At 56.7% G+C, this 21,613-nt stretch carries 21 protein-coding genes; 17 read left to right on the top strand and 4 right to left on the bottom strand.

The annotated features are described in order from the left end of the window. Positions 1-36: 36 nt before the first annotated feature. Positions 37-2,034, bottom strand: a complete 1,998-nt coding sequence (mnmC, locus tag C5687_RS08390; RefSeq protein WP_104556732.1) for a bifunctional tRNA (5-methylaminomethyl-2-thiouridine)(34)-methyltransferase MnmC2/FAD-dependent 5-carboxymethylaminomethyl-2-thiouridine(34) oxidoreductase MnmC1 — start codon at positions 2,032-2,034, stop codon at positions 37-39. Positions 2,035-2,192: 158 nt separating this feature from the next. Between mnmC and fabB the strand changes: the two genes are divergently transcribed. Together fabB and C5687_RS08380 are read left to right on the top strand one after the other, a co-directional pair. Then, positions 2,193-3,410, top strand: a complete 1,218-nt coding sequence (gene fabB, locus C5687_RS08385; protein WP_025757150.1) for a beta-ketoacyl-ACP synthase I — start codon at positions 2,193-2,195, stop codon at positions 3,408-3,410. 209 nt (positions 3,411-3,619) lie between these two features. Next, positions 3,620-4,798 carry an MFS transporter gene (locus C5687_RS08380; protein ID WP_104556731.1) on the top strand — a complete coding sequence of 393 codons (1,179 nt, stop codon included), beginning with the start codon at positions 3,620-3,622 and terminating at the stop codon, positions 4,796-4,798. 90 nt (positions 4,799-4,888) lie between these two features. Here C5687_RS08380 and flk read toward each other — a convergent pair whose 3' ends face one another. Continuing rightward, complete coding sequence (gene flk / locus C5687_RS08370) at positions 4,889-5,893, bottom strand: flagella biosynthesis regulator Flk (RefSeq protein WP_045285799.1); 1,005 nt, start codon at positions 5,891-5,893, stop codon at positions 4,889-4,891. 113 nt (positions 5,894-6,006) lie between these two features. Between flk and pdxB the strand changes: the two genes are divergently transcribed. The 15 genes from pdxB (at position 6,007) to hisP (ending at position 20,030) form a co-directional block, all read left to right on the top strand. Continuing rightward, positions 6,007-7,143 carry a 4-phosphoerythronate dehydrogenase PdxB gene (gene pdxB, locus C5687_RS08365; RefSeq protein WP_104556730.1) on the top strand — a complete coding sequence of 379 codons (1,137 nt, stop codon included), beginning with the start codon at positions 6,007-6,009 and terminating at the stop codon, positions 7,141-7,143. A 67-nt stretch (positions 7,144-7,210) separates the two neighbouring features. After that, on the top strand, positions 7,211-8,224 hold the full coding sequence (locus C5687_RS08360; protein WP_095441323.1) for an aspartate-semialdehyde dehydrogenase: 1,014 nt from the start codon (positions 7,211-7,213) through the stop codon (positions 8,222-8,224). Then, positions 8,224-9,036 (top strand): tRNA pseudouridine(38-40) synthase TruA, encoded by an 813-nt coding sequence (gene truA / locus C5687_RS08355; protein WP_025757155.1) that lies wholly within the window; start codon positions 8,224-8,226, stop codon positions 9,034-9,036. The genes C5687_RS08360 and truA overlap by 1 nt, the downstream gene beginning before the upstream one ends. Positions 9,037-9,064: 28 nt before the next feature. Further along, positions 9,065-9,724, top strand: a complete 660-nt coding sequence (locus C5687_RS08350) for a DedA family protein (protein WP_039263236.1) — start codon at positions 9,065-9,067, stop codon at positions 9,722-9,724. Between the two features lie 154 nt (positions 9,725-9,878). Next, a complete protein-coding gene (gene accD / locus C5687_RS08345; protein ID WP_025757157.1) occupies positions 9,879-10,784 on the top strand; it encodes an acetyl-CoA carboxylase, carboxyltransferase subunit beta in 906 nt (301 codons plus the stop codon). 70 nt (positions 10,785-10,854) lie between these two features. After that, the gene (gene folC, locus C5687_RS08340) at positions 10,855-12,123 is read left to right on the top strand and encodes a bifunctional tetrahydrofolate synthase/dihydrofolate synthase (protein WP_104556729.1); all 1,269 of its coding nucleotides are present in this window, start codon (positions 10,855-10,857) and stop codon (positions 12,121-12,123) included. Continuing rightward, on the top strand, positions 12,113-12,811 hold the full coding sequence (dedD, locus tag C5687_RS08335) for a cell division protein DedD (protein ID WP_025757159.1): 699 nt from the start codon (positions 12,113-12,115) through the stop codon (positions 12,809-12,811). The genes folC and dedD overlap by 11 nt, the downstream gene beginning before the upstream one ends. Before the next feature lie 165 nt (positions 12,812-12,976). Beyond that, the gene (gene cvpA, locus C5687_RS08330; protein ID WP_000262116.1) at positions 12,977-13,465 is read left to right on the top strand and encodes a colicin V production protein; all 489 of its coding nucleotides are present in this window, start codon (positions 12,977-12,979) and stop codon (positions 13,463-13,465) included. 36 nt (positions 13,466-13,501) lie between these two features. Continuing rightward, a complete protein-coding gene (gene purF, locus C5687_RS08325) occupies positions 13,502-15,019 on the top strand; it encodes an amidophosphoribosyltransferase (protein ID WP_045285794.1) in 1,518 nt (505 codons plus the stop codon). 88 nt (positions 15,020-15,107) lie between these two features. Then, entirely contained in the window at positions 15,108-15,677 is a 570-nt protein-coding gene (locus tag C5687_RS08320; protein WP_104556728.1) for a UbiX family flavin prenyltransferase, read from the top strand. A 291-nt stretch (positions 15,678-15,968) separates the two neighbouring features. Beyond that, positions 15,969-16,751, top strand: coding sequence for a lysine/arginine/ornithine ABC transporter substrate-binding protein ArgT (gene argT, locus C5687_RS08315; RefSeq protein ID WP_025757162.1), 783 nt, complete (start codon positions 15,969-15,971; stop codon positions 16,749-16,751). Positions 16,752-16,977: 226 nt separating this feature from the next. After that, positions 16,978-17,760, top strand: a complete 783-nt coding sequence (gene hisJ, locus C5687_RS08310; protein WP_023336423.1) for a histidine ABC transporter substrate-binding protein HisJ — start codon at positions 16,978-16,980, stop codon at positions 17,758-17,760. A gap of 88 nt (positions 17,761-17,848) precedes the next feature. Then, entirely contained in the window at positions 17,849-18,535 is a 687-nt protein-coding gene (locus tag C5687_RS08305) for a histidine ABC transporter permease HisQ (RefSeq protein WP_008502591.1), read from the top strand. Continuing rightward, positions 18,532-19,248, top strand: a complete 717-nt coding sequence (locus C5687_RS08300) for an ABC transporter permease (protein ID WP_104556727.1) — start codon at positions 18,532-18,534, stop codon at positions 19,246-19,248. The genes C5687_RS08305 and C5687_RS08300 overlap by 4 nt, the downstream gene beginning before the upstream one ends. 8 nt (positions 19,249-19,256) lie before the next feature. Next, positions 19,257-20,030, top strand: coding sequence for a histidine ABC transporter ATP-binding protein HisP (gene hisP / locus C5687_RS08295; RefSeq protein ID WP_014832781.1), 774 nt, complete (start codon positions 19,257-19,259; stop codon positions 20,028-20,030). Between the two features lie 128 nt (positions 20,031-20,158). On the opposite strand, the gene C5687_RS08290 is transcribed toward hisP, so the two are convergent. Further along, positions 20,159-20,668 carry a GNAT family N-acetyltransferase gene (locus C5687_RS08290; RefSeq protein ID WP_104556726.1) on the bottom strand — a complete coding sequence of 170 codons (510 nt, stop codon included), beginning with the start codon at positions 20,666-20,668 and terminating at the stop codon, positions 20,159-20,161. Positions 20,669-20,712: 44 nt separating this feature from the next. Next, positions 20,713-21,606 (bottom strand): TIGR01777 family oxidoreductase, encoded by an 894-nt coding sequence (locus tag C5687_RS08285; RefSeq protein WP_032672455.1) that lies wholly within the window; start codon positions 21,604-21,606, stop codon positions 20,713-20,715. Between the last annotated feature and the right edge of the window lie 7 nt (positions 21,607-21,613).

The raw sequence follows: 21,613 nt of genomic DNA, 5'->3' as shown, positions 1-21,613 counted from the left end.
TGGGGAGAGGGTTACGGTGAGGAGATTTGACCGCACTTACTTAACCATTTTCCCCTTCAGCAGCTTCCGCACCCACAAGCGATTCGGATTCAGTCCCGCAAGCGTAACCCTGTCCAGCGGAATCGGCTCGTCGCTCATTTGCGCGGCTAATACTTCAGCCAGCAGCGGTGCAGAACAGATCCCGCGCGAACCCAGCCCGCCCAGCATAAACAGTTCCGGGTAGACCGGTGAAGTCACTGCCGTTTCCTGATGTTCAGCCAGATCCGAATAGACCGCAAGCGTGGCGTCGTAGTCCGGCACGTTTCCCGCCATCGGCAGATGATCGCGGGTGGCACAGCGCACGCCGCAGCGCGCGTCTCCGGCACTGACGTCAACCGTTTTCGCCCACGCTGCATCCGGGAAACAGTCAAGCAGGCGCTGACGGTTTCGCGCCTGATCCGCCTCACTGTAGCGCATATCCGTTTCGCCGCGATGATAGCTGGCCCCGATGCAGTGGTGACCGTTAGACGGATTCTGCGGCGTCAGGTAGCCGTCATAGCACAGCACCTGGCGCAGTTTGCCCAACTCAGGCGTCGAAGGAATATGGCTCACCTGACCGCCGACCGGATACACCGGTAACGTCGCTGTCTGGATAAACTGGCTGATGTGGTGCCCGTTGGCGAGAACGACGCTGGCATGGTGCGCCGTGTTGCCATCGGCAAAATGCAGATCCCACTGTTCTGTCCGGCTGAGTGATTCCACGTTGTGGGCATAGTGCACTGTCAGTCCGCGCGACTGCGCCAGGGCAATGACCGCGGTGGTCAGTTCTGCCGGGCACAGCCAGCCGCCGAGGGGGTACTGAATGCCGCCGCAGTGCGTCTCTACGCCAGCGCTTTCTGCCACCTGCGGTGCGCTCACCGGGCGGGCAATCTCGTCAGGCAGGCCCAGCGACAGCATTTGGGTGATTTTTTGCTGGCTCTTCTCATCCCAGGCGAGCTGCGTGACGCCGCACCAGTCGTGGTCGAATGCCACTGGAAGGGCGTCATACAGGCGACGGGCGAAGGTAAACGCCGCCGGGAAAAACTGGAACAGCGCCGGGTCATGCGCGCTTAAAAGTGGATAGAGCGCGCCCTGGCGGTTGCCGGAGGCGCCGTTTGCAGGCGCGTCGTCAGCACAGTAGAGCGTGACTTGCCAGCCACGGTGGATAAGCGCGAGCGAGAGCAGGGCACTGGCAATCCCCCCGCCAATGATTGCAACCTCACGGGATGCGCTGGCACGGCGTGCAAACCAGGGCGTACTGGCCGGGATATCCAGCGAGTGCTCCATTCTGCCGACCAGCATGTCACGCTTGCGGCCGAAACCTTTGGTCTTCTGCATGGTAAAGCCCGCCTCCTGCAACCCGCGGCGGACAAAGCCTGCCGAGGTGAAGGTGGCGAGCGTCGCGCCAGGGCGCGCCAGTCGCGCCATCGCGTTAAACAGATGCTGGCTCCACATATCCGGGTTTTTGGCGGGAGCAAAACCGTCAAGGAACCATGCGTCCACCTTCTGATTCATCGAATCATCAAGCTTGTCGGTCAGATCGTTGATGTCGCCCAGCCAGAGGTCCAGCGTGACGCGTCCACCATCCAGGATCAGGCGATGGCAGCCGCCGATGTGGGGCGGCCACTGCGCCTGAAGCTGCTCTGCCCAGGTTGCAAGCTCCGGCCAGCGCTGATGGGCAAGCCGCAGGTCGTGCGCGGTGAGCGGGAATTTTTCAAAACTGATGAAATGTAATCTTTGTAGCGTAGCCTCAGGATGTGCAGCGTGAAACCGATCGAACGCCTGCCAGAGGGTTAAAAAATTCAGCCCGGTGCCGAACCCGCTCTCCGCCACCACAAACAGGCTCCGTGGATGGGCCGGGAAGCGGGTATTGAGCTGGTTTCCGTCGAGGAAAACATAACGGGTTTCTTCCAGTCCGTTATCATTAGAAAAATAGACGTCATCAAAATCTCGGGAAACAGGTGTACCCTCAGCGTTGAATTCGAGGTTGGCGGGTTGTATAGCGTTTTGTTTCACGTAAGTTACTCGTCTGACAGGCAGTGGCACGATCTTAACGATGTGAGTCCATCGGTGCAAATTTCCGCAGAAAATGTCTGATCGGACTTGTTCGGCGTACAAGTGTACGCTATTGTGCGACTCGAAACTTACTATAGTGCGACTTACAGAGGTATTGAATGAAACGTGCAGTGATTACTGGCCTGGGCATTGTTTCCAGCATCGGTAATAACCAGCAGGAAGTCCTGGCATCTCTGCGTGAAGGACGCTCCGGGATCACTTTCTCTGAAGAGTTTAAAGATTCAGGTATGCGTAGCCACGTATGGGGTAACGTCAAACTGGACACCACCGGTTTGATTGACCGCAAAGTGGTTCGTTTCATGAACGATGCCTCTATTTATGCTTATCTCTCCATGCAGGAAGCGATCAAAGATTCCGGCCTGAGTGAAGAGGTTTATCAGAACAACCCGCGCGTGGGTCTGATCGCCGGCTCCGGCGGCTCCTCAAAAGCGCAGGTATTCGGTGCTGACGCAATGCGTAGCCCGCGTGGTCTGAAAGCGGTAGGTCCGTACGTGGTGACGAAAGCCATGGGTTCTGCGGTTTCCGCGTGCCTGGCGACCCCGTTCAAAATTCACGGTGTGAACTACTCCATCAGCTCCGCGTGTGCGACTTCCGCGCACTGCATCGGTAATGCGGTTGAGCAGATCCAGCTGGGTAAACAGGACATCGTATTTGCTGGCGGCGGCGAGGAGCTGGGCTGGGAAATGGCCTGTGAATTCGACGCCATGGGCGCACTGTCCACCAAATACAACGAGACGCCAGATAAAGCCTCCCGTACCTATGACGCACACCGTGACGGTTTCGTTATCGCTGGCGGCGGCGGTATGGTTGTGGTTGAAGAGCTGGAGCACGCGCTGGCACGTGGCGCGCACATCTACGCTGAGATCGTGGGCTACGGTGCCACTTCTGACGGCGCCGACATGGTTGCGCCATCCGGCGAAGGTGCGGTACGTTGCATGAAGATGGCGATGCACGGCGTTGATACCCCAATCGACTACCTGAACTCCCACGGTACCTCTACGCCTGTAGGCGACGTGAAAGAGCTTGGGGCGATCCGCGAAGTGTTCGGCGACAACAGCCCGGCGATCTCCGCGACCAAAGCCATGACCGGTCACTCTCTGGGTGCGGCGGGCGTGCAGGAAGCGATCTACTCTCTGCTGATGCTGGAAAATGGCTTTATCGCTCCAAGTATCAACATTGAAGAGATGGATGAGCAGGCGGCTGGCCTGAACATCGTGACCAAACCAACGGAAGCGACACTGACTACTGTCATGTCCAACAGCTTCGGTTTTGGTGGTACTAACGCCACGCTGGTGATGCGTAAGTACAAAGCATAAGTTTTATGTTTGATTCGAAAGGGGAGCCATAAGGCTCCCTTTTTTTTATGCATTGACAAGCGGCTGATTGCACAGGCAAACTTCACATCTCAACATTATCCTCACGATAATGCGTAAGCGTTTAACGTCAACCAACGCACCTTAATCCTGGTAAACAGGTAGAGGGGGCGTGGCATTTCCCCGCCTTACTCTTCATTTCGGAGTAAAGCATGACTGCAGTCACTCAAACAGAAACAACCTCTTCAGCGAATGTCTCGCTGTTCCGTATCGCTTTTGCGGTATTCCTGACCTATATGACCGTTGGCCTGCCGCTGCCGGTGATCCCGCTGTTCGTTCATCAGGAGCTCGGGTATGGCAACACTATGGTTGGCATCGCTGTAGGTATTCAGTTTTTAGCCACGGTATTAACCCGCGGCTACGCCGGGCGACTGGCGGATCAGCACGGTGCGAAACGCTCAGCGCTCCAGGGAATGTTTGCCTGCGGGCTGGCGGGCGGCGCATGGCTGCTGGCCGCGCTCCTGCCGGTAGACGCGGCGTATAAATTTGCTCTGCTGGTGCTGGGCCGTTTAATCCTCGGTTTTGGTGAAAGCCAGTTGTTGACCGGCACCCTGACCTGGGGAATGGGGCTGGTGGGGCCCGCCCGTTCCGGTAAGGTGATGTCCTGGAACGGCATGGCTATCTATGGCGCCCTGGCCGCCGGTGCGCCGCTTGGGCTGCTCATCAATAGCCAGTTTGGGTTTGCGACGCTTGCGGCCACCACCATGCTGCTGCCGCTGCTGGCGTGGGCCTTTAACGGCTCGGTGCGTAAAGTGCCCGCGCACAAAGGTGAGCGTCCTTCCCTGTGGAGCGTGGTCGGCCAAATCTGGCAGCCGGGTCTTGGCCTGGCGCTGCAGGGCGTGGGCTTTGCGGTAATTGGTACCTTCGTCTCGCTCTATTTTATGAGCCGTGGCTGGGCGATGGCCGGCTTTACGCTCACCGCGTTTGGCGGTGCGTTTGTGCTGATGCGCGTATTCTTCGGCTGGATGCCGGATCGCTTTGGCGGTGTGAAGGTGGCGGTGGCGTCGCTGGTCATTGAAACTATCGGTCTTCTGCTGTTGTGGAATGCACCCGCGGCATCCGTTGCGCTGCTTGGCGCGGCGCTGACCGGCTGCGGCTGTTCTCTGATTTTCCCGGCACTTGGTGTGGAAGTGGTGAAGCGCGTGGCCCCACAGGTGCGCGGTACGGCGCTCGGCGGTTATGCGGCGTTTCAGGATATCTCATACGGCGTAACCGGGCCGCTGGCCGGGCTGTTAGCGACGTCGTTTGGCTATCCGTCCGTCTTCCTGGCCGGTGCGGTTTCCGCAGTGGTGGGGATTGTGGTGACGCTGGTGGCGTTTCGTAGAACGTGAGCCGTTGTTGCCGGGTGGCGGCTGCGCCTTACCCGGCCTACGGTTCGGGGCGTTGTAGGCCCGGTAAGCGTAGCGCCACCGGGCAAATCCTCAGGCAACCAGCCAGAAAATCGCCAGTGCAATCAGTAACGCAATAAACAGCAATCCCGGACGCGCAGAGAGGGTTCTGAACGTCTCCACAACCGGCGCAAACAGCGGGCTGTAGATCGGCTGAATATCTCTCACCTCCGGTACGCCGCCTTCGCGCTCGGCGCGGCGAACGAAGATCTGATTGAGCACATCCTGCACCTGCGCGGTGGTCAGAACCGTTTGCGGGGTGGCCTGCCAGTTTTGCTGGGCATAGTCCCGAATCATCTCAAACTCATGCGGTTCCAGCGGCTGTTTAAGCGCAGCCTGAACGGTATGCAGGGTAGGGGCGCTCTGGGTGCTGAGCGTCTGGCGCGCCTGCAGCCAGGTTACCAGATGGGTAAACTGTTTTGCGGGGATCAGCTCGCCCGCCTTCACGCCGGACAACTCCAGCATGGATTGCCAGATAAGCTTCGTCGGTTCGCCGGTGGCCGCGGCAAGCTTGGTCACCATCTGCTTAAGCGTGTTGTGCTCGGCAGGCAGCAGCGAGCGTTCGGTCGACGGACGCACCTGAGGCTGTGGAATAGAGAGCTCATTATTCTGCAGCAGCGTCAGCACCGTTTTAAGCTGCTCCGGCGTCAGCTGACCCAGAGCGGTCTGACCATACTGCTGGCGAATAAAATCACTCACCGCCTGGCGGTTATTCCCCTGGCCCAACAGCTCCGTCAGCTGCGCGACAATCTGGCGCGTGGTGTGGTTCTGCTGCGCGGTGGTAATACGCTGGTTCAGGTTTTGCTCAGCGGCAGGGAAGTGGCGCGACTGGAGCGGCGCGTCGTTTCTCATACCCAGGTCATGCTTTACCCCGGCCCAGACTTCCGCATTTTGCTGCGAAGTCAGCGCAATCAGGCGCGTGATCAGGCGCTCCAGCACGGTGCGCTGTTGCGTGGATAGCGGTTGTTCACCGGCAACGTTTTGCGTGACAGGGCCTTCACCCGGAGGGCGCGGCGGCGTACCTGAAATGGGCTGCATCGTCAAAAATCCTTAAAGTCAAAACTCAGCGTAAACCTGGCATACGTATATGCCTGGCGGCCAGATTATGGCACACTTGGCAGGTTTTCTTCCTCTCAAACAGGTACTCAGACGTGAAAATCCTCGTTGATGAAAATATGCCTTATGCCCGTGAGCTGTTTAGCCGCCTGGGTAACGTGAAGGCTGTCCCTGGTCGCCCGATCCCGGTCAACGAACTGGATGACGCAGACGCGCTGATGGTGCGCTCGGTGACCAAAGTAAATGAGGCACTGCTCGCCGGTAAAGGGATCAAGTTCGTCGGGACCGCAACGGCAGGGACCGATCATGTGGATGATAAATGGCTTGCGCAGGCCGGGATCGGTTTTTCCGCCGCGCCGGGCTGTAACGCCATTGCCGTCGTGGAATATGTTTTCTCCTCGCTGCTGATGCTGGCCGAGCGCGACGGTTTTGCGCTGAAAGACCGCACGGTGGGGATTGTCGGCGTGGGCAACGTTGGCGGACGCCTGCAAAAGCGCCTGGAAGCGTTAGGGATCCGCACGCTGCTGTGCGATCCGCCGCGCAAAGACAACGGCGAGGAGGGGGATTTCCGCTCGCTGGATGAGCTGGTTGAACAGTGCGATGTCCTGACTTTCCACACACCGCTGTTTAAAGAGGGGCCGTATAAGACTTTGCATCTGGCTGACGAGGCGCTGATCCGCCGTCTGAAGGCTGGCACTATTCTGATAAATGCCTGCCGTGGTCCGGTGGTGGATAACGCCGCGCTGCTGAAATGTCTGGAAGCGGGACAGGATCTCAGCGTGGTGCTGGACGTCTGGGAACCAGAGCCGGAACTCAACGTTGCGCTGCTGCACAGGGTGGACGTTGCGACCGCACATATCGCGGGTTATACGCTTGAGGGGAAAGCGCGCGGTACGACGCAGGTCTTCGAGGCCTACAGCGCCTTTATTGGCCACCCGCAGCTGGTGGCGCTGGATACCTTACTCCCCGCGCCTGAATTTGGCCGTATTACCCTGCACGGTCCGCTCGATCAGGCAACGCTGAAAAGGCTGGTGCATTTGGTGTATGATGTGCGCCGCGATGATGCGCTGCTGCGTAAAGTGGCGGGGATCCCGGGTGAGTTTGATAAGCTGCGCAAGCACTACGTTGAGCGTCGCGAGTGGTCTTCCCTGTATGTGATGTGCGATGACGCCCCGGCGGCGACGCTGCTGCACAAGCTGGGTTTTAACGCCGTTCATCACCCGGCGCATTAATGTCTTCTTAATGCTCCCTGTCGGATACTCCGACAGGGACGCTTTTTTATTTCTGGAGTAAACCACCATGTCTGAAGGCTGGAACATTGCCATTTTAGGTGCCACGGGTGCCGTGGGCGAAGCCCTGCTCGAAACCCTTGCTGAGCGTCAGTTCCCGGTGGGCGATATCTATGCGCTGGCGCGTACCGACAGCGCGGGTGAGCATCTGCGTTTTAACAGTAAATCCGTCATGGTCCAGGATGCCGCCGTGTTCGACTGGACGCAGGCGCAGCTGGCGTTTTTCGCCGCGGGCGCTGAAGCCACGGCGGCGTACATTGAAGAGGCGACCAACGCCGGCTGTCTGGTGATCGACCTGAGCGGCCTGTTCGCTCTGGAGCCGGACGTGCCGTTGGTGGTGCCGGACGTGAACCCGTTCGTGCTGGCCGACTACCGTAACCGCAACATCATCGCGGTACCTGACAGCCTGACCAGTCAGCTGCTGACGGCCCTGAAACCGCTGATCGACGACGGTGGCCTGTCGCGCATTGCCGTCACCAGCCTGCTTTCCGTGTCCGCGAACGGCAAAAAGGCCGTCGATGCGCTGGCAGGGCAGAGCGCGAAGCTGCTGAACGGCATCCCGATTGACGAAGATGATTTCTTTGGTCGCCAGCTGGCGTTCAACATGCTGCCGATGCTGCCAGATAATCAGGGCTCCGTGCGCGAAGAGCGCCGTATCGTGGACGAAGCGCGTAAAATTCTGCAGGACGATGGCCTGATGATCTCCGCAAACGTTGTGCAGTCCCCGGTATTTTACGGTCACGCGCAGATGGTGAGTTTTGAGGCGCTACGCCCGCTGGCGGCGGAAGAGGCGCGTGATGCGTTTGGCCGCGGTGAAGACATTGTGCTTTCCGAAGAGCGCGAGTTCCCGACCCAGGTGGGTGACGCTACCGGAAGCGCGCACCTCTCTGTCGGCTGCGTGCGTAACGATTACGGTATGCCGGAGCAGGTTCAGTTCTGGTCTGTTGCCGATAACGTCCGCTTTGGCGGCGCGCTGATGGCGGTGAAGATCGCTGAAAAACTGGTGCAGGAGTACCTGTACTGATGTCCGCAGTGGATCAAAAGCCGGTTCATAAAATTGCCCTCGGTATCGAGTACGACGGCAGTAAATATTATGGCTGGCAGCGTCAGAATGAGGTGCGTAGCGTCCAGGAAAAGCTGGAGAAAGCGCTTTCTCAGGTGGCAAACGAGCCGATCAACGTCCTGTGCGCGGGGCGCACTGACGCCGGTGTCCACGGGACGGGGCAGGTGGTGCACTTTGAAACCACCGCGGTGCGTAAAGATGCCGCCTGGACGCTGGGTGTAAATGCGAATTTACCTGGTGACATTGCTGTGCGCTGGGTGAAAGCTGTACCGGATGATTTTCATGCGCGCTTCAGCGCCACGGCGCGTCGTTACCGTTATGTCATCTACAACCAGCGTCTGCGTCCGGCGGTGTTAAGCCAGGGCGTGACGCATTTTTATGAACCGCTCGATGCGGAACGCATGCATCGTGCGGCGCAGTGTCTGATTGGTGAAAATGACTTTACCTCATTTCGTGCGGTGCAGTGTCAGTCCCGCACGCCGTGGCGTAACGTCATGCACATAAACGTCAGCCGTTTTGGCGCGTATGTGGTGGTAGATATCAAAGCCAATGCCTTTGTACATCATATGGTGCGGAATATTGTGGGCAGCCTGATGGAAGTGGGTGCCGGACACCAGCCGGAGAGCTGGATTGCAGACCTGCTGGCAGCGAAGGACAGAACGCTTGCGGCAGCCACGGCGAAAGCGGAAGGGTTGTATCTGGTCTCGGTAGACTATCCGGATCGGTTTGACCTGCCGAAACCGCCAATGGGGCCGCTCTTTTTAGCGGACTAAATAAAGGTGCAATTAAGGCTTAGACAATATGGACGTAATTCGTTTTTTGATTGATTTCATCCTGCATATTGATGTTCACCTGGCAGAGCTGGTCGCGCAGTATGGCGTCTGGGTTTATGCCATTCTGTTCCTCATTCTGTTTTGTGAAACCGGTCTGGTCGTTACCCCCTTCCTGCCGGGCGATTCACTGCTGTTTGTCGCCGGGGCGTTGTCGGCGTTACCCACCAACGATCTGAACGTGCATCTTATGGTGGTACTGATGGTGATTGCCGCGATTGTCGGTGACGCGGTCAACTACACTATTGGTCGCGTGTTCGGTGAGCGGCTGTTCAGCAATCCGGATTCGAAAATTTTCCGTCGCAGCTATCTGGACAAAACCCATGCGTTTTATGAACGCCATGGTGGAAAAACCATTATCCTTGCGCGATTTGTGCCTATTGTGCGTACATTCGCACCGTTTGTGGCGGGAATGGGGCATATGTCCTATCGTCATTTTGCAGCCTATAACGTGGTGGGCGCGCTGCTGTGGGTACTGCTGTTTACCTATGCTGGCTATCTGTTTGGCGATCTCCCGGTGGTTCAGGAAAATCTTAAGTTACTGATTGTAGCGATTATTGTGCTTTCCGTCCTGCCGGGCGTTATCGAAATTATTCGTCACAAACGTGCGGCGGCAAAACAAGCGAAGTAAATGCACACTGGCGGTTCGACCACTTTTTTATCCAAAGTTTCGGGCTGTTATGTTTTAATGTGCAACATTCATGGTCTGTTGGAGGCAAAAATGGCATTATTCGCCTCTTATAGCAAAACTGGCATACGACCAGGTTCAGGCAGAAAGGTTATCAATGAGCTGGATTGAACGAATTAAAAGCAACATTACCCCAACGCGCAAAGCGAGCATTCCTGAAGGGGTATGGACGAAGTGTGATAGCTGCGGCCAGGTTCTGTATCGCGCAGAGCTGGAACGCAACCTTGAGGTGTGTCCGAAGTGTGACCACCATATGCGTATGTCGGCGCGCAACCGCCTGCATAGCCTGCTGGACGAAGGTTCTCTGGTAGAACTGGGCAGCGAGCTTGAGCCAAAAGACGTGCTGAAGTTCCGCGACTCCAAAAAATATAAAGATCGTCTGGCCTCTGCACAGAAAGAGACCGGCGAGAAAGACGCGCTGGTGGTGATGAAAGGCACCCTGCATGAGATGCCGGTTGTTGCCGCTGCGTTTGAGTTCTCCTTTATGGGCGGCTCAATGGGCTCCGTGGTTGGTGCGCGCTTTGTGCGTGCCGTTGAGCAGGCGCTGGAAGATAACTGTCCGCTGATCTGCTTCTCTGCCTCCGGCGGGGCGCGTATGCAGGAAGCCCTGATGTCTCTGATGCAGATGGCGAAAACCTCTGCTGCGCTGGCGAAAATGCAGGAGCGCGGTCTGCCGTATATCTCCGTGCTGACCGACCCAACCATGGGCGGCGTCTCTGCAAGCTTCGCGATGCTGGGCGATCTGAACATCGCTGAGCCAAAAGCGCTGATCGGCTTTGCGGGTCCTCGCGTTATCGAACAGACCGTTCGTGAAAAACTGCCGCCTGGTTTCCAGCGCAGTGAGTTCCTCATCGAGAAAGGTGCCATCGACATGATCGTCCGCCGTCCGGAAATGCGCCTGAAGCTGGCGCGCATCCTGGCGAAGCTGATGAATCTGCCAGCGCCGAACCCGGATGAGCCGCGCGAAGGCGTGGTGGTACCGGATCAGGAACCCGAGGCCTGATAACTGAAAAGGGCAGGGCCAGCTGGCGCTGCCCTTTTGCTTTCTAATCTGTTAATGACAACCGGGCATTATGGAAAATAAAAGCATTCCCCAAGCCACGTCGCCCCTGGCCGCGTGGCTTTCTTATCTGGAAAACCTGCACAGTAAAACCATCGATATGGGCCTTGAGCGCGTAAGCCAGGTTGCTGCGCGACTTGATGTGCTAAAACCGGCGCCTTTCGTATTCACCGTCGCAGGCACCAACGGCAAAGGCACCACCTGCCGTACGCTGGAATCTGTTCTGATGGCTGCGGGTTACAGGGTAGGCGTTTACAGCTCTCCACACCTGGTACGCTACACCGAGCGCGTTCGCGTGCAGAACAGCGAACTGCCGGAATCGGCGCATACCGCGTCGTTCGCGGAAATTGAAGCCGCACGCGGTGAAATTTCATTAACCTATTTTGAATACGGCACCCTGTCGGCGCTGTGGCTGTTCAAACAGGCACAACTGGATGTGGTAATCCTGGAGGTCGGCCTCGGCGGACGTCTTGATGCCACCAATATGGTCGATGCGGATGTGGCGGTGGTCACCAGCATTGCGCTGGACCATGTCGACTGGCTGGGGCCGGATCGTGAAAGCATTGGCCGCGAGAAGGCCGGCATTTTCCGGGCGAATAAGCCGGCGGTTGTCGGCGAGCCGGATATACCGCACACCATTGCGGATGTCGCAAACGAGAAGGGCGCGCGTCTGCTGCGCCGCGGCGTGGACTGGCAGTATGAAGTTCAGGACAACGGCTGGCGCTTTAGCGATGCACAGGGCACGCTTGAGCACCTGCCACTGCCGCAGGTGCCGCAGCCGAACGCGGCAACGGCTCTGGCAGCACTTCGCGCCAGCGGGCTGGCGGTGAGCGAGCAGGCGATCCGCGACGGTATACAGCAGGCAATTCTGCCCGGGCGGTTCCAGATTGTCAGCGAGTCACCACGCCTGATTCTGGATGTGGCGCACAACCCGCATGCGGCGGCGTATCTCGCGGGACGTCTCAAATCGTTACCAAAAACCGGGCGCGTGCTGGCGGTTATCGGTATGCTTCATGATAAAGATATCGGCGGGACACTGGCCTGCATGGAGAGTGTGGTCGATAGCTGGTATTGTGCTCCTCTGGAGGGGCCACGCGGCGCGACGGCTGAGCAACTGATGGAACATCTCGGCATAGGCGCAATCTACACTAGCGTGGCGCAGGCCTGGCATGCCGCGATGGCGGATGCTAAACCAGAAGATACCGTGCTGGTGTGTGGTTCATTCCACACGGTGGCACATGTCATGGAAGTGATGGACGCGGGGAGAACCGGTGGCGAGTAAGTTTCAGAACCGTTTAACAGGAACCATTGTGCTGGTCGCGCTCGGGGTGATTATTCTTCCGGGGTTGCTCGACGGGCAGAAAAAGCATTACCAGGATGAGTTTGCCGCTATTCCGCTGGTCCCTAAACCGGGCGACCGGGATGAGCCGGATATGCTGCCCGCGGCAACGCAGGCGCTTCCCGCTCAGCCACCGGAAGGTGCGGCGGAAGAGGTACGGGCGGGCGATGCCGCAGCACCGTCACTCGATCCGTCTCGTCTGGCGGCCGCGAGCAACAACGATATCGATCCTGTGCCGGTAGAGCAGCCTAAACCGGTTGAAAAACCGAAGCCGGTCGATAAACCACAGCCGAAACCGCAGCGGGATAAAACGGCAGAACAGCTTGCCGCGGCGTCAGAGACGCCTCCGCCAGCAAAACCGGCTCAGCAGGACGCGGCGGCCCCAACGGGTAAAGCTTACGTTGTGCAGCTTGGCGCGCTGAAAAATGCGGACAAGGTCAATGAGGTGGTGGGTAAACTGCGCAGTGCGGGATACCGTGTTTATACTTCACCTTCCACGCCGGTGCAGGGTAAAATTACCCGTATCCTCGTGGGGCCAGAAGCGTCTAAAGACAAACTGAAAGGTTCGCTCGGCGAGCTGAAGCAGATCTCCGGTCTGAGCGGCGTCGTGATGAGCTACAGCGCGAACTAAGTACGACCTGCTCCTTAAAGAGAGAGGCGATAAGCCACGGCGTTGAACATTTTTTCAGCGCCTTTTTTATTTACGCGCGGGAAGGAAATCCCTACGCAAACGTTTTCTTTTTCTGTTAGAATTCGCCCCGAACTGGATGACAGGGCGTTAAATCGTGGGACATATATGGTCTGGATTGATTACGCCATCATTGCGGTGATTGGTTTTTCCTGTCTGGTTAGCCTGATCCGTGGCTTTGTTCGTGAAGCGTTATCGCTGGTGACCTGGGGTTGTGCTTTCTTTGTCGCCAGTCATTACTACACTTACCTGTCTGTCTGGTTCACGGGCTTTGAAGATGAACTGGTCCGAAATGGAATCGCCATCGCGGTGCTGTTTATCGCGACGCTGATTGTCGGCGCTATCGTGAATTATGTGATAGGTCAGCTGGTCGAGAAAACCGGTCTGTCAGGAACGGACAGGGTACTCGGGATCTGTTTCGGGGCATTACGAGGCGTGCTGATTGTGGCCGCGATCCTGTTCTTCCTGGATACCTTCACCGGGTTCTCCAAAAGTGAAGACTGGCAGAAATCGCAGCTCATTCCGGAGTTCAGCTTCATCATCAGATGGTTCTTTGACTATCTGCAAAGCTCGTCGAGTTTTTTGCCCAGAGCGTAATCCGTTCTGAGATGTGGCTTAACGAGGAAAAGACGAATGTGCGGTATTGTCGGTATCGCCGGTTTCATGCCGGTAAACCAGTCGATTTATGACGCGTTAACGGTGCTTCAGCACCGTGGGCAGGATGCTGCGGGTATCATCACCATTGATGCAAACAACTGCTTCCGTTTACGCAAGGCGAATGGCCTGGTAAATGATGTGTTTGAAGCCCGCCATATGCAGCGTCTGCAAGGTAATATGGGGATCGGTCACGTTCGTTATCCTACTGCTGGCAGTTCCAGCGCCTCTGAGGCTCAGCCTTTCTACGTCAACTCACCGTATGGCATTACCCTGGCGCATAACGGTAACCTGACCAACGCACACGAGCTGCGTAAAAAGCTGTTCGAAGAGAAACGTCGCCACATTAACACCACCTCTGATTCTGAAATCCTGCTCAATGTGTTCGCCAGCGAGCTGGATAACTTCCGCCACTATCCGCTGGAAGCAGACAACATCTTTGCTGCGATTGCCGCGACAAATCGCCAGATCCGCGGTGCTTACGCCTGCGTGGCGATGATCATCGGTCACGGTATGGTGGCCTTCCGCGATCCAAACGGCATTCGTCCGCTGGTGCTCGGCAAGCGCGACCTCGGCGATGGTCGTACCGAATATATGGTTGCCTCTGAGAGCGTGGCGCTGGACACCCTGGGCTTTGAGTTCCTGCGTGACGTGGCGCCGGGCGAAGCGGTGTACATCACCGAGAAAGGCCAGCTGTTTACCCGCCAGTGTGCCGATAACCCGGTCAGCAACCCGTGCCTGTTTGAATACGTTTACTTCGCCCGCCCGGACTCCTTCATCGACAAGATTTCCGTCTACAGCGCGCGCGTGAACATGGGTACCAAGCTTGGCGAGAAGATTGCCCGCGAGTGGGACGATCTCGATATCGACGTCGTGATTCCTATCCCGGAAACCTCCTGCGATATCGCGCTGGAAATCGCCCGTATTCTCGATAAGCCATACCGTCAGGGCTTTGTGAAGAACCGCTACGTTGGCCGTACCTTTATCATGCCTGGCCAGCAGCTGCGCCGTAAATCCGTGCGCCGCAAGCTGAACGCCAACCGTGCTGAGTTCCGCGACAAGAACGTGCTGCTGGTGGATGACTCCATCGTGCGCGGTACCACCTCAGAGCAGATTATCGAGATGGCGCGCGAAGCCGGGGCGAAGAAAGTCTACCTGGCTTCCGCGGCTCCAGAGATTCGTTTCCCGAACGTGTACGGGATCGATATGCCAACCGCCAACGAGCTGATTGCTCACGGTCGCGAAGTGGATGAAATTCGCCAGATCATCGGTGCCGATGGCCTGATTTTCCAGGATCTGAACGATCTCATCGACGCGGTGCGCGCCGAGAACCCGGATATTCAGCAGTTTGAATGCTCCGTGTTCAACGGGGTGTATGTCACCAAAGACGTTGACCAGCAGTACCTCGACTATCTGGATTCGCTGCGCAATGACGACGCAAAAGCCGTTCAGCTGCAAAACGATCTCGAAAGTTTAGAGATGCACAACGAAGGGTAATCTTCGGCAGGTGAGGGCGTTCGCCCTCACTTGCAACTCACCGAAAAATCCTGCACAGTCTGCCCTGAAATCAGTAAGGGCGAAAATCATGAAACGACTCATTGTTGGGCTCAGCGGCGCCAGTGGCGCGATTTACGGCGTACGTCTGTTACAGGTTCTGCGTGACGTGGCGGAAGTCGAGACCCATCTGGTAATGAGCCAGGCGGCGCGACAGACCCTCTCTCTGGAGACCGATCTCTCCCTGCGCGATGTGCAGGCCCTGGCGGATGTCGTTCACGATGCCCGGGATATCGCTGCCAGTATCTCTTCCGGCTCGTTTAAAACGGCTGGCATGGTTATCCTTCCCTGTTCGATTAAAACCCTCTCCGGCATTGTGCACAGCTATACCGACACCCTGGTCACCCGCGCGGCGGATGTCGTGCTGAAGGAGCGTCGTCCTCTGGTGCTCTGCGTGCGGGAAACGCCGCTGCACCTGGGCCATTTGCGTTTAATGACCCAGGCCGCCGAACTCGGCGCGGTGATCATGCCCCCGGTCCCGGCGTTTTATCATCGCCCGACCTCGCTGGATGACGTGATTAACCAGACCGTTAACCGCGTGCTCGATCAGTTTGACATCGACCTGCCGGCCGATCTCTTCACCCGCTGGCAGGGAGCCTGAATTTGTGCACAAACAGTGTGCATGAAAAAAGACGTTGCCCTGTTTCAGGGCAATTATGCAACGGCGATCATATCCTCGACATTTAATTCGTTTTTTCCCTTTTTCTCTCTCCGGTTCGTTCGGCAGACCTGCTATCTTTCACCATTAAGGCAGTATCGCAACGTTTTATTAACATATTTAACGTCGAAGTTTTAACCAGACGGCAATGTGGCATAAGACCTGCAAGATGAAGCCTGCAACACAACACACAACACAATACATAATAAAATCACGGTACTTGAGGGTAAATGTATGAAGAAGACGGTTCTGGCTCTGTCTTTGCTGGTGGGGTTAAGTGCGGCAGCAGGTAGCTACGCAGCGCTTCCACAGACAGTTCGTATCGGTACAGACGCAACCTACGCGCCATTCTCTTCCAAGGATGCGAAAGGCGATTTCGTGGGGTTTGATATCGATCTGGGTAATGAAATGTGCAAACGCATTGCGGTGAAATGCACATGGGTGGGCAGCGACTTTGACGCGTTAATCCCGTCGCTGAAAGCCAAGAAAATCGACGCCATTATCTCTTCTCTTTCCATCACCGAAAAACGTCAGCAGGAGATTGCCTTCTCTGACAAGCTCTACGCCGCGGATTCTCGCCTGATTGCGCCTAAGGGTTCCCCGATTCAGCCCACCATCGACTCGCTGAAAGGCAAGCATGTGGGTGTGCTGCAGGGGTCGACGCAGGAAGGCTATGCCAATGCTAACTGGCGTGAGAAAGGCGTAGACGTGGTGGCTTATCAGAACCAGGATCTGATTTACTCTGATCTGGCGGCAGGCCGTCTGGATGCGGCATTCCAGGATGAAGTCGCGGCAAGCGAAGGCTTTCTGAAACAGCCTGCGGGTAAAGAGTTCGCCTTTGCAGGCCCGTCTGTGAAAGACAAAAAATACTTTGGTGACGGCACCGGTATTGGCCTGCGTAAGGATGATACCGAGCTGAAAGCCGCCTTCGACAAAGCCTTTGCTGAGCTGCGTAAAGACGGTACTTACGACAAACTGGCGAAGAAATACTTCGACTTCAACGTCTACGGTGACTAAGACCTGACGATAACGCACCGCAAAGGTGCGTTACGGGTGGGATTGACCCAATGCAGTGCATTTGTTGCACTGTATTGGATCGCTGTGTGCATACTTACGCATTTAAAATGCAAAAATTCCCGGCTGAAAGGCATTAATCTTTGCCTGACTAAGGGGATTAATGGCACATTAGCACCACCCCGTCGTCGTAAAAATCCCGTATGAAGACAGTTTGTTGAGGATAAATATGAAAAAGCTCGTGTTGTCATTATCTCTCGTGCTGGCCTTTTCCAGCGCCACCGCGGCATTCGCAGCCATTCCGCAGAAAATTCGGATTGGTACCGATCCAACCTATGCACCGTTCGAATCAAAGAATTCAAAGGGTGAACTCGTCGGTTTTGACATCGATCTGGCCAATGAGCTGTGCAAACGCATCAAAGCACAGTGTACCTACGTTGAGAACCCGCTGGATGCGCTGATCCCGTCTCTGAAAGCGAAAAAAATCGACGTGATTATGTCCTCGCTCTCCATTACCGAAAAACGCCAGCAGGAGATTGCCTTCACCGACAAACTCTACGCGGCCGATTCTCGTCTGGTGGTGGCTAAAGCTTCCGACATTCAGCCAACGCTGGAATCCCTGAAAGGCAAACGCGTCGGCGTGCTGCAGGGCACCACGCAGGAAACCTACGGCAACGAACACTGGGCGCCGAAGGGGATTGAAATCGTCTCCTATCAGGGCCAGGAAAACATCTACGCTGACCTGACGGCAGGCCGAATTGATGCCGCTTTCCAGGATGAAGTCGCCGCGAGCGAAGGCTTCCTGAAAACGCCGGTGGGTAAAGATTACAAGTTTGGCGGTCCGTCCATTAAGGATGTGAAGTTGTTTGGTGTAGGGACCGGTATGGGCCTGCGCAAGGAAGACAACGAATTGCGTGAAGCGCTGAACAAGGCGTTTGCTGAAATGCGCGCGGACGGAACGTACGACAAACTGGCGAAAAAATACTTCGATTTTAATGTTTACGGCGGCTAATCGCCCCGTCATATAACGTGCGGCCCCTCCCGCTGAGGGAGGGGAAAAGACACGGTTCCACCACTCACGATACGACAGGGCTCGCGGTATGCTGTACGGATTTTCTGGCGTTATTTTACAGGGCGCGCTTGTCACCCTTGAGCTGGCTATCAGCTCCGTGGTGCTGGCGGTGCTGATAGGTCTGGCAGGCGCAGGGGCGAAGCTTTCGGCTAACAAACCGCTGGCGCTGATCTTTGAAGGCTATACCACACTCATTCGCGGCGTTCCCGATCTGGTGCTGATGCTGCTGATCTTTTACGGTCTGCAGATTGCGCTTAACGGCATAACAGACGCGATGGGTATGGGACAAATTGATATCGACCCGATGGTGGCCGGTATTATTACCCTCGGTTTTATCTACGGTGCCTACTTCACTGAAACTTTCCGCGGGGCTTACATGGCCGTGCCGAAAGGTCACATTGAGGCGGCAACCGCATTTGGTTTTACCTCTTCACAAACGTTTCGTCGGATTATGTTCCCCGCCATGATGCGCTATGCGCTGCCGGGCATCGGTAATAACTGGCAGGTTATCCTCAAAGCCACCGCGCTGGTCTCGCTGCTGGGCCTGGAAGATGTGGTGAAAGCCACGCAGCTGGCAGGCAAAAGCACCTGGGAGCCGTTCTACTTTGCGGTGGTCTGTGGCGTTATCTATCTGGTCTTTACGACTGTCTCCAACGGGGTGCTGCTTCTGCTTGAGCGTCGCTATTCCGTGGGTGTGAAGAGGGCTGACCTGTGATTGAGATTATTCAGGAATACTGGAAATCGCTGCTGTGGACAGATGGCTACCGCTTTACCGGCGTGGCGATCACGCTCTGGCTGTTGATCTCCTCGGTGGTGATGGGCGGCATTCTGGCGGTGTTTCTTGCCATTGGCCGCGTGTCGAACAAAAAATTTATCCAGTTCCCAATCTGGCTGTTTACCTATGTGTTTCGCGGTACGCCGCTCTACGTGCAGCTGCTGGTCTTCTATTCGGGGATGTACACGCTTGAGATCGTCAAAGGCACAGAGATGCTGAATGCGTTCTTCCGTAGCGGTCTGAACTGTACGGTACTGGCGTTGACGCTCAACACTTGCGCCTATACCACCGAGATTTTTGCGGGGGCCATTCGCTCTGTCCCTTACGGTGAAATTGAAGCGGCGCGTGCGTACGGTTTTTCTTCTGTGAAACTCTACCGTTGCATTATCCTGCCGTCGGCGCTGCGTATTGCGTTACCGGCATACAGTAACGAAGTGATTTTGATGCTGCACTCCACCGCGCTCGCCTTTACCGCGACGGTACCGGACCTGCTCAAAATTGCGCGTGATATTAACTCCGCGACCTATCAGCCGTTTACCGCGTTTGGCATTGCGGCGGTGCTCTATTTAATTATCTCTTATGTATTGATTAGCCTGTTCCGTAAGGCTGAAAAACGCTGGTTGCAGCATATAAAACCTTCTTCGACGCACTGAGAAAGATGATGGCTGAGAACAAATTAAACGTAATTGATTTGCACAAACGCTACGGCGAACATGAAGTGCTGAAAGGGGTGTCGCTGCAGGCGAATGCGGGCGACGTGATCAGTATCATCGGCTCATCCGGCTCGGGTAAAAGTACCTTCCTGCGCTGCATCAACTTCCTCGAAAAGCCGAGCGAAGGCTCAATTGTGGTGAGCGGGCAGAATATTAACCTGGTGCGTGACAAAGACGGCCAGCTAAAGGTGGCCGACAAGAACCAGCTGCGCCTGCTGCGTACGCGTCTGACGATGGTGTTCCAGCACTTTAACCTCTGGAGCCATATGACGGTGCTGGAGAACGTCATGGAAGCGCCGGTTCAGGTGCTGGGGCTGAGCAAGCATGAAGCCCGCGAGCGGGCGGTGAAATATCTTGCAAAGGTGGGTATCGACGAGCGCCAGCAGATGAAATACCCGGTGCACCTCTCCGGTGGCCAGCAACAGCGTGTCTCTATCGCCCGCGCCCTGGCAATGGAACCTGAGGTACTGCTGTTTGACGAACCGACCTCAGCGCTGGACCCGGAACTCGTTGGCGAAGTGCTGCGCATCATGCAGAAGCTGGCCGAAGAGGGCAAAACGATGGTGGTGGTGACGCACGAGATGGGCTTCGCCCGTAACGTCTCGAACCATGTGATTTTCCTGCATCAGGGGAAAATTGAAGAGCAGGGGCACCCGGATGAGGTGCTGGCGAACCCGCAAAGCCCGCGTTTGCAGCAGTTCCTGAAGGGTTCTTTGAAGTAGGTTTTGCCTTTTTCCCTCTTCCTGTGGGAGAGGGCATCAGGCCGCGGTGCAGCTCAATCGCCCGGTGGCGCTTCGCTTACCGGGCCTACAAAAACCGTAGGCCGGGCAAACGCAGTGCCGCCCGGCATTCAGAGCGCACCGCACTCCAGCCGATACACCCAGTCGTCATAGCGTACGCCGTCAATCTCATACGCCTTTTCCAGCACCTGGGTACGCACAAAACCGGCTTTCTCCAGCACCCGCACCGACCCGCCGTTGTCCGCCAGCACGTAGGCGTTAATCGCCTTCACGCCGGTCTGGTTAAAGGCGTATTCACACACCGCGCGCAGCGCCTCGCTGGCGATACCTTTTCCCTGCGCGGCTGGCACAACCGTATAGCCGATATCGGCTTCTTCACGATTCTCAGGGCTGATTTGCAGGCCGATGTCGCCAAGCGGTGTGTCATCATTACGAAAGCGGATCACAAAAACATGTGCAGCCGTAAGCCGCGCGGCAAACACGCGGCGGGTCTCTTTTTCCGGAGCGATGGCGGCCATATAGCGCATGATGCTGCGATCTTCGCGCAGCGAGCGAAAGAAGGCCCAGTCAGTGGGTTTGAAGGGAGTGAGATGAAGCCGGGGGGTAGTGAGGGTTGCCATTGTTACGCCATTTCATCGGAACATGGCGTACGACTGTAGCATATTCACCGCACCACATCCCCCAGCGCTTCCTCTAAGTCATACCAGCGGAACGCGAACCCGGCCGCTTCCAGCCGTTTGGGCAGCGCCCGTTGCCCGCCTAATACCAGCACCGCGGCTTCACCCATCATCAGGCGGATCACCGTAGCGGGCACCCGCAAAATCGCCGGGCGGTGCAGGGCATGTCCCAGCGCATGGGCAAACTGCTCATTACGCACCGGATACGGCGCAACCATGTTAAACGGCCCGCGCAGATCGTTATCCAGCAGCCAGAGAATACCGTTGACCATATCGTCGATATGGATCCAGGCTAAATACTGACGCCCATTACCGATGGGCCCGCCAAGTCCAAGCCGGAAAGGGGGAAGCATTTTCGCAAGGATGCCGCCTTTCGGGGCCAGGACAACGCCGGTCCGCAGCAGGCAGACGCGGGTCCGATCGCTCTGCGCCGCGCAGGCAATACGCTCCCACTGGGCGCAGAGTTTATGGGTGAACTCGTTATGGGGCGGCTCTTCCTCAGTGACCACCACCTCGCCGAGATCGCCGTAGTAGCCCACAGCGGAGCCTGAAATCAGCACCGAAGGCGGCGTGTGACTGTTGCGGATAAGCTCGACCAGCTTTTCGGTGATGTTCCACCGGCTGCTGCATAACAGCTGTTTTTGCTCTTCCGTCCAGCGCTTATCGGCGATGGGTTCACCCGCGAGGTTAATGACGGCGTCGAAGCCGTCGAGATTTTGCTGATCGGCGAGATTTTTCCAGATGTCGACACCAGCACCCAGCACCTGGCGTGCCTTCTCAGGGCTGCGCGTGACCACGGTAATGTCGTGATGCAAGGCCTGCAGACGCGCAATAAGGTGACGACCAATGAGGCCTGTACCGCCGGTCAGCAAAATCTTCATACAACCT

Source organism: Enterobacter sichuanensis (assembly GCF_002939185.1).
GTDB lineage: Bacteria > Pseudomonadota > Gammaproteobacteria > Enterobacterales > Enterobacteriaceae > Enterobacter > Enterobacter sichuanensis.
This window is presented reverse-complemented; position numbering and strand designations above follow the sequence as displayed.

Coding starts and splice junctions, on each gene's coding strand:
- fabB (WP_025757150.1), top strand. CDS start 2,193: ATGAAACGTGCAGTGATTACTGGCCTGGGCATTGTTTCCAGCATCGGT.
- C5687_RS08380 (WP_104556731.1), top strand. CDS start 3,620: ATGACTGCAGTCACTCAAACAGAAACAACCTCTTCAGCGAATGTCTCG.
- flk (WP_045285799.1), bottom strand. CDS start 5,893: ATGCAGCCCATTTCAGGTACGCCGCCGCGCCCTCCGGGTGAAGGCCCT.
- C5687_RS08360 (WP_095441323.1), top strand. CDS start 7,211: ATGTCTGAAGGCTGGAACATTGCCATTTTAGGTGCCACGGGTGCCGTG.
- truA (WP_025757155.1), top strand. CDS start 8,224: ATGTCCGCAGTGGATCAAAAGCCGGTTCATAAAATTGCCCTCGGTATC.
- C5687_RS08350 (WP_039263236.1), top strand. CDS start 9,065: ATGGACGTAATTCGTTTTTTGATTGATTTCATCCTGCATATTGATGTT.
- accD (WP_025757157.1), top strand. CDS start 9,879: ATGAGCTGGATTGAACGAATTAAAAGCAACATTACCCCAACGCGCAAA.
- folC (WP_104556729.1), top strand. CDS start 10,855: ATGGAAAATAAAAGCATTCCCCAAGCCACGTCGCCCCTGGCCGCGTGG.
- cvpA (WP_000262116.1), top strand. CDS start 12,977: ATGGTCTGGATTGATTACGCCATCATTGCGGTGATTGGTTTTTCCTGT.
- purF (WP_045285794.1), top strand. CDS start 13,502: ATGTGCGGTATTGTCGGTATCGCCGGTTTCATGCCGGTAAACCAGTCG.
- C5687_RS08320 (WP_104556728.1), top strand. CDS start 15,108: ATGAAACGACTCATTGTTGGGCTCAGCGGCGCCAGTGGCGCGATTTAC.
- argT (WP_025757162.1), top strand. CDS start 15,969: ATGAAGAAGACGGTTCTGGCTCTGTCTTTGCTGGTGGGGTTAAGTGCG.
- hisJ (WP_023336423.1), top strand. CDS start 16,978: ATGAAAAAGCTCGTGTTGTCATTATCTCTCGTGCTGGCCTTTTCCAGC.
- C5687_RS08305 (WP_008502591.1), top strand. CDS start 17,849: ATGCTGTACGGATTTTCTGGCGTTATTTTACAGGGCGCGCTTGTCACC.
- hisP (WP_014832781.1), top strand. CDS start 19,257: ATGGCTGAGAACAAATTAAACGTAATTGATTTGCACAAACGCTACGGC.
- C5687_RS08290 (WP_104556726.1), bottom strand. CDS start 20,668: ATGGCAACCCTCACTACCCCCCGGCTTCATCTCACTCCCTTCAAACCC.
- C5687_RS08285 (WP_032672455.1), bottom strand. CDS start 21,606: ATGAAGATTTTGCTGACCGGCGGTACAGGCCTCATTGGTCGTCACCTT.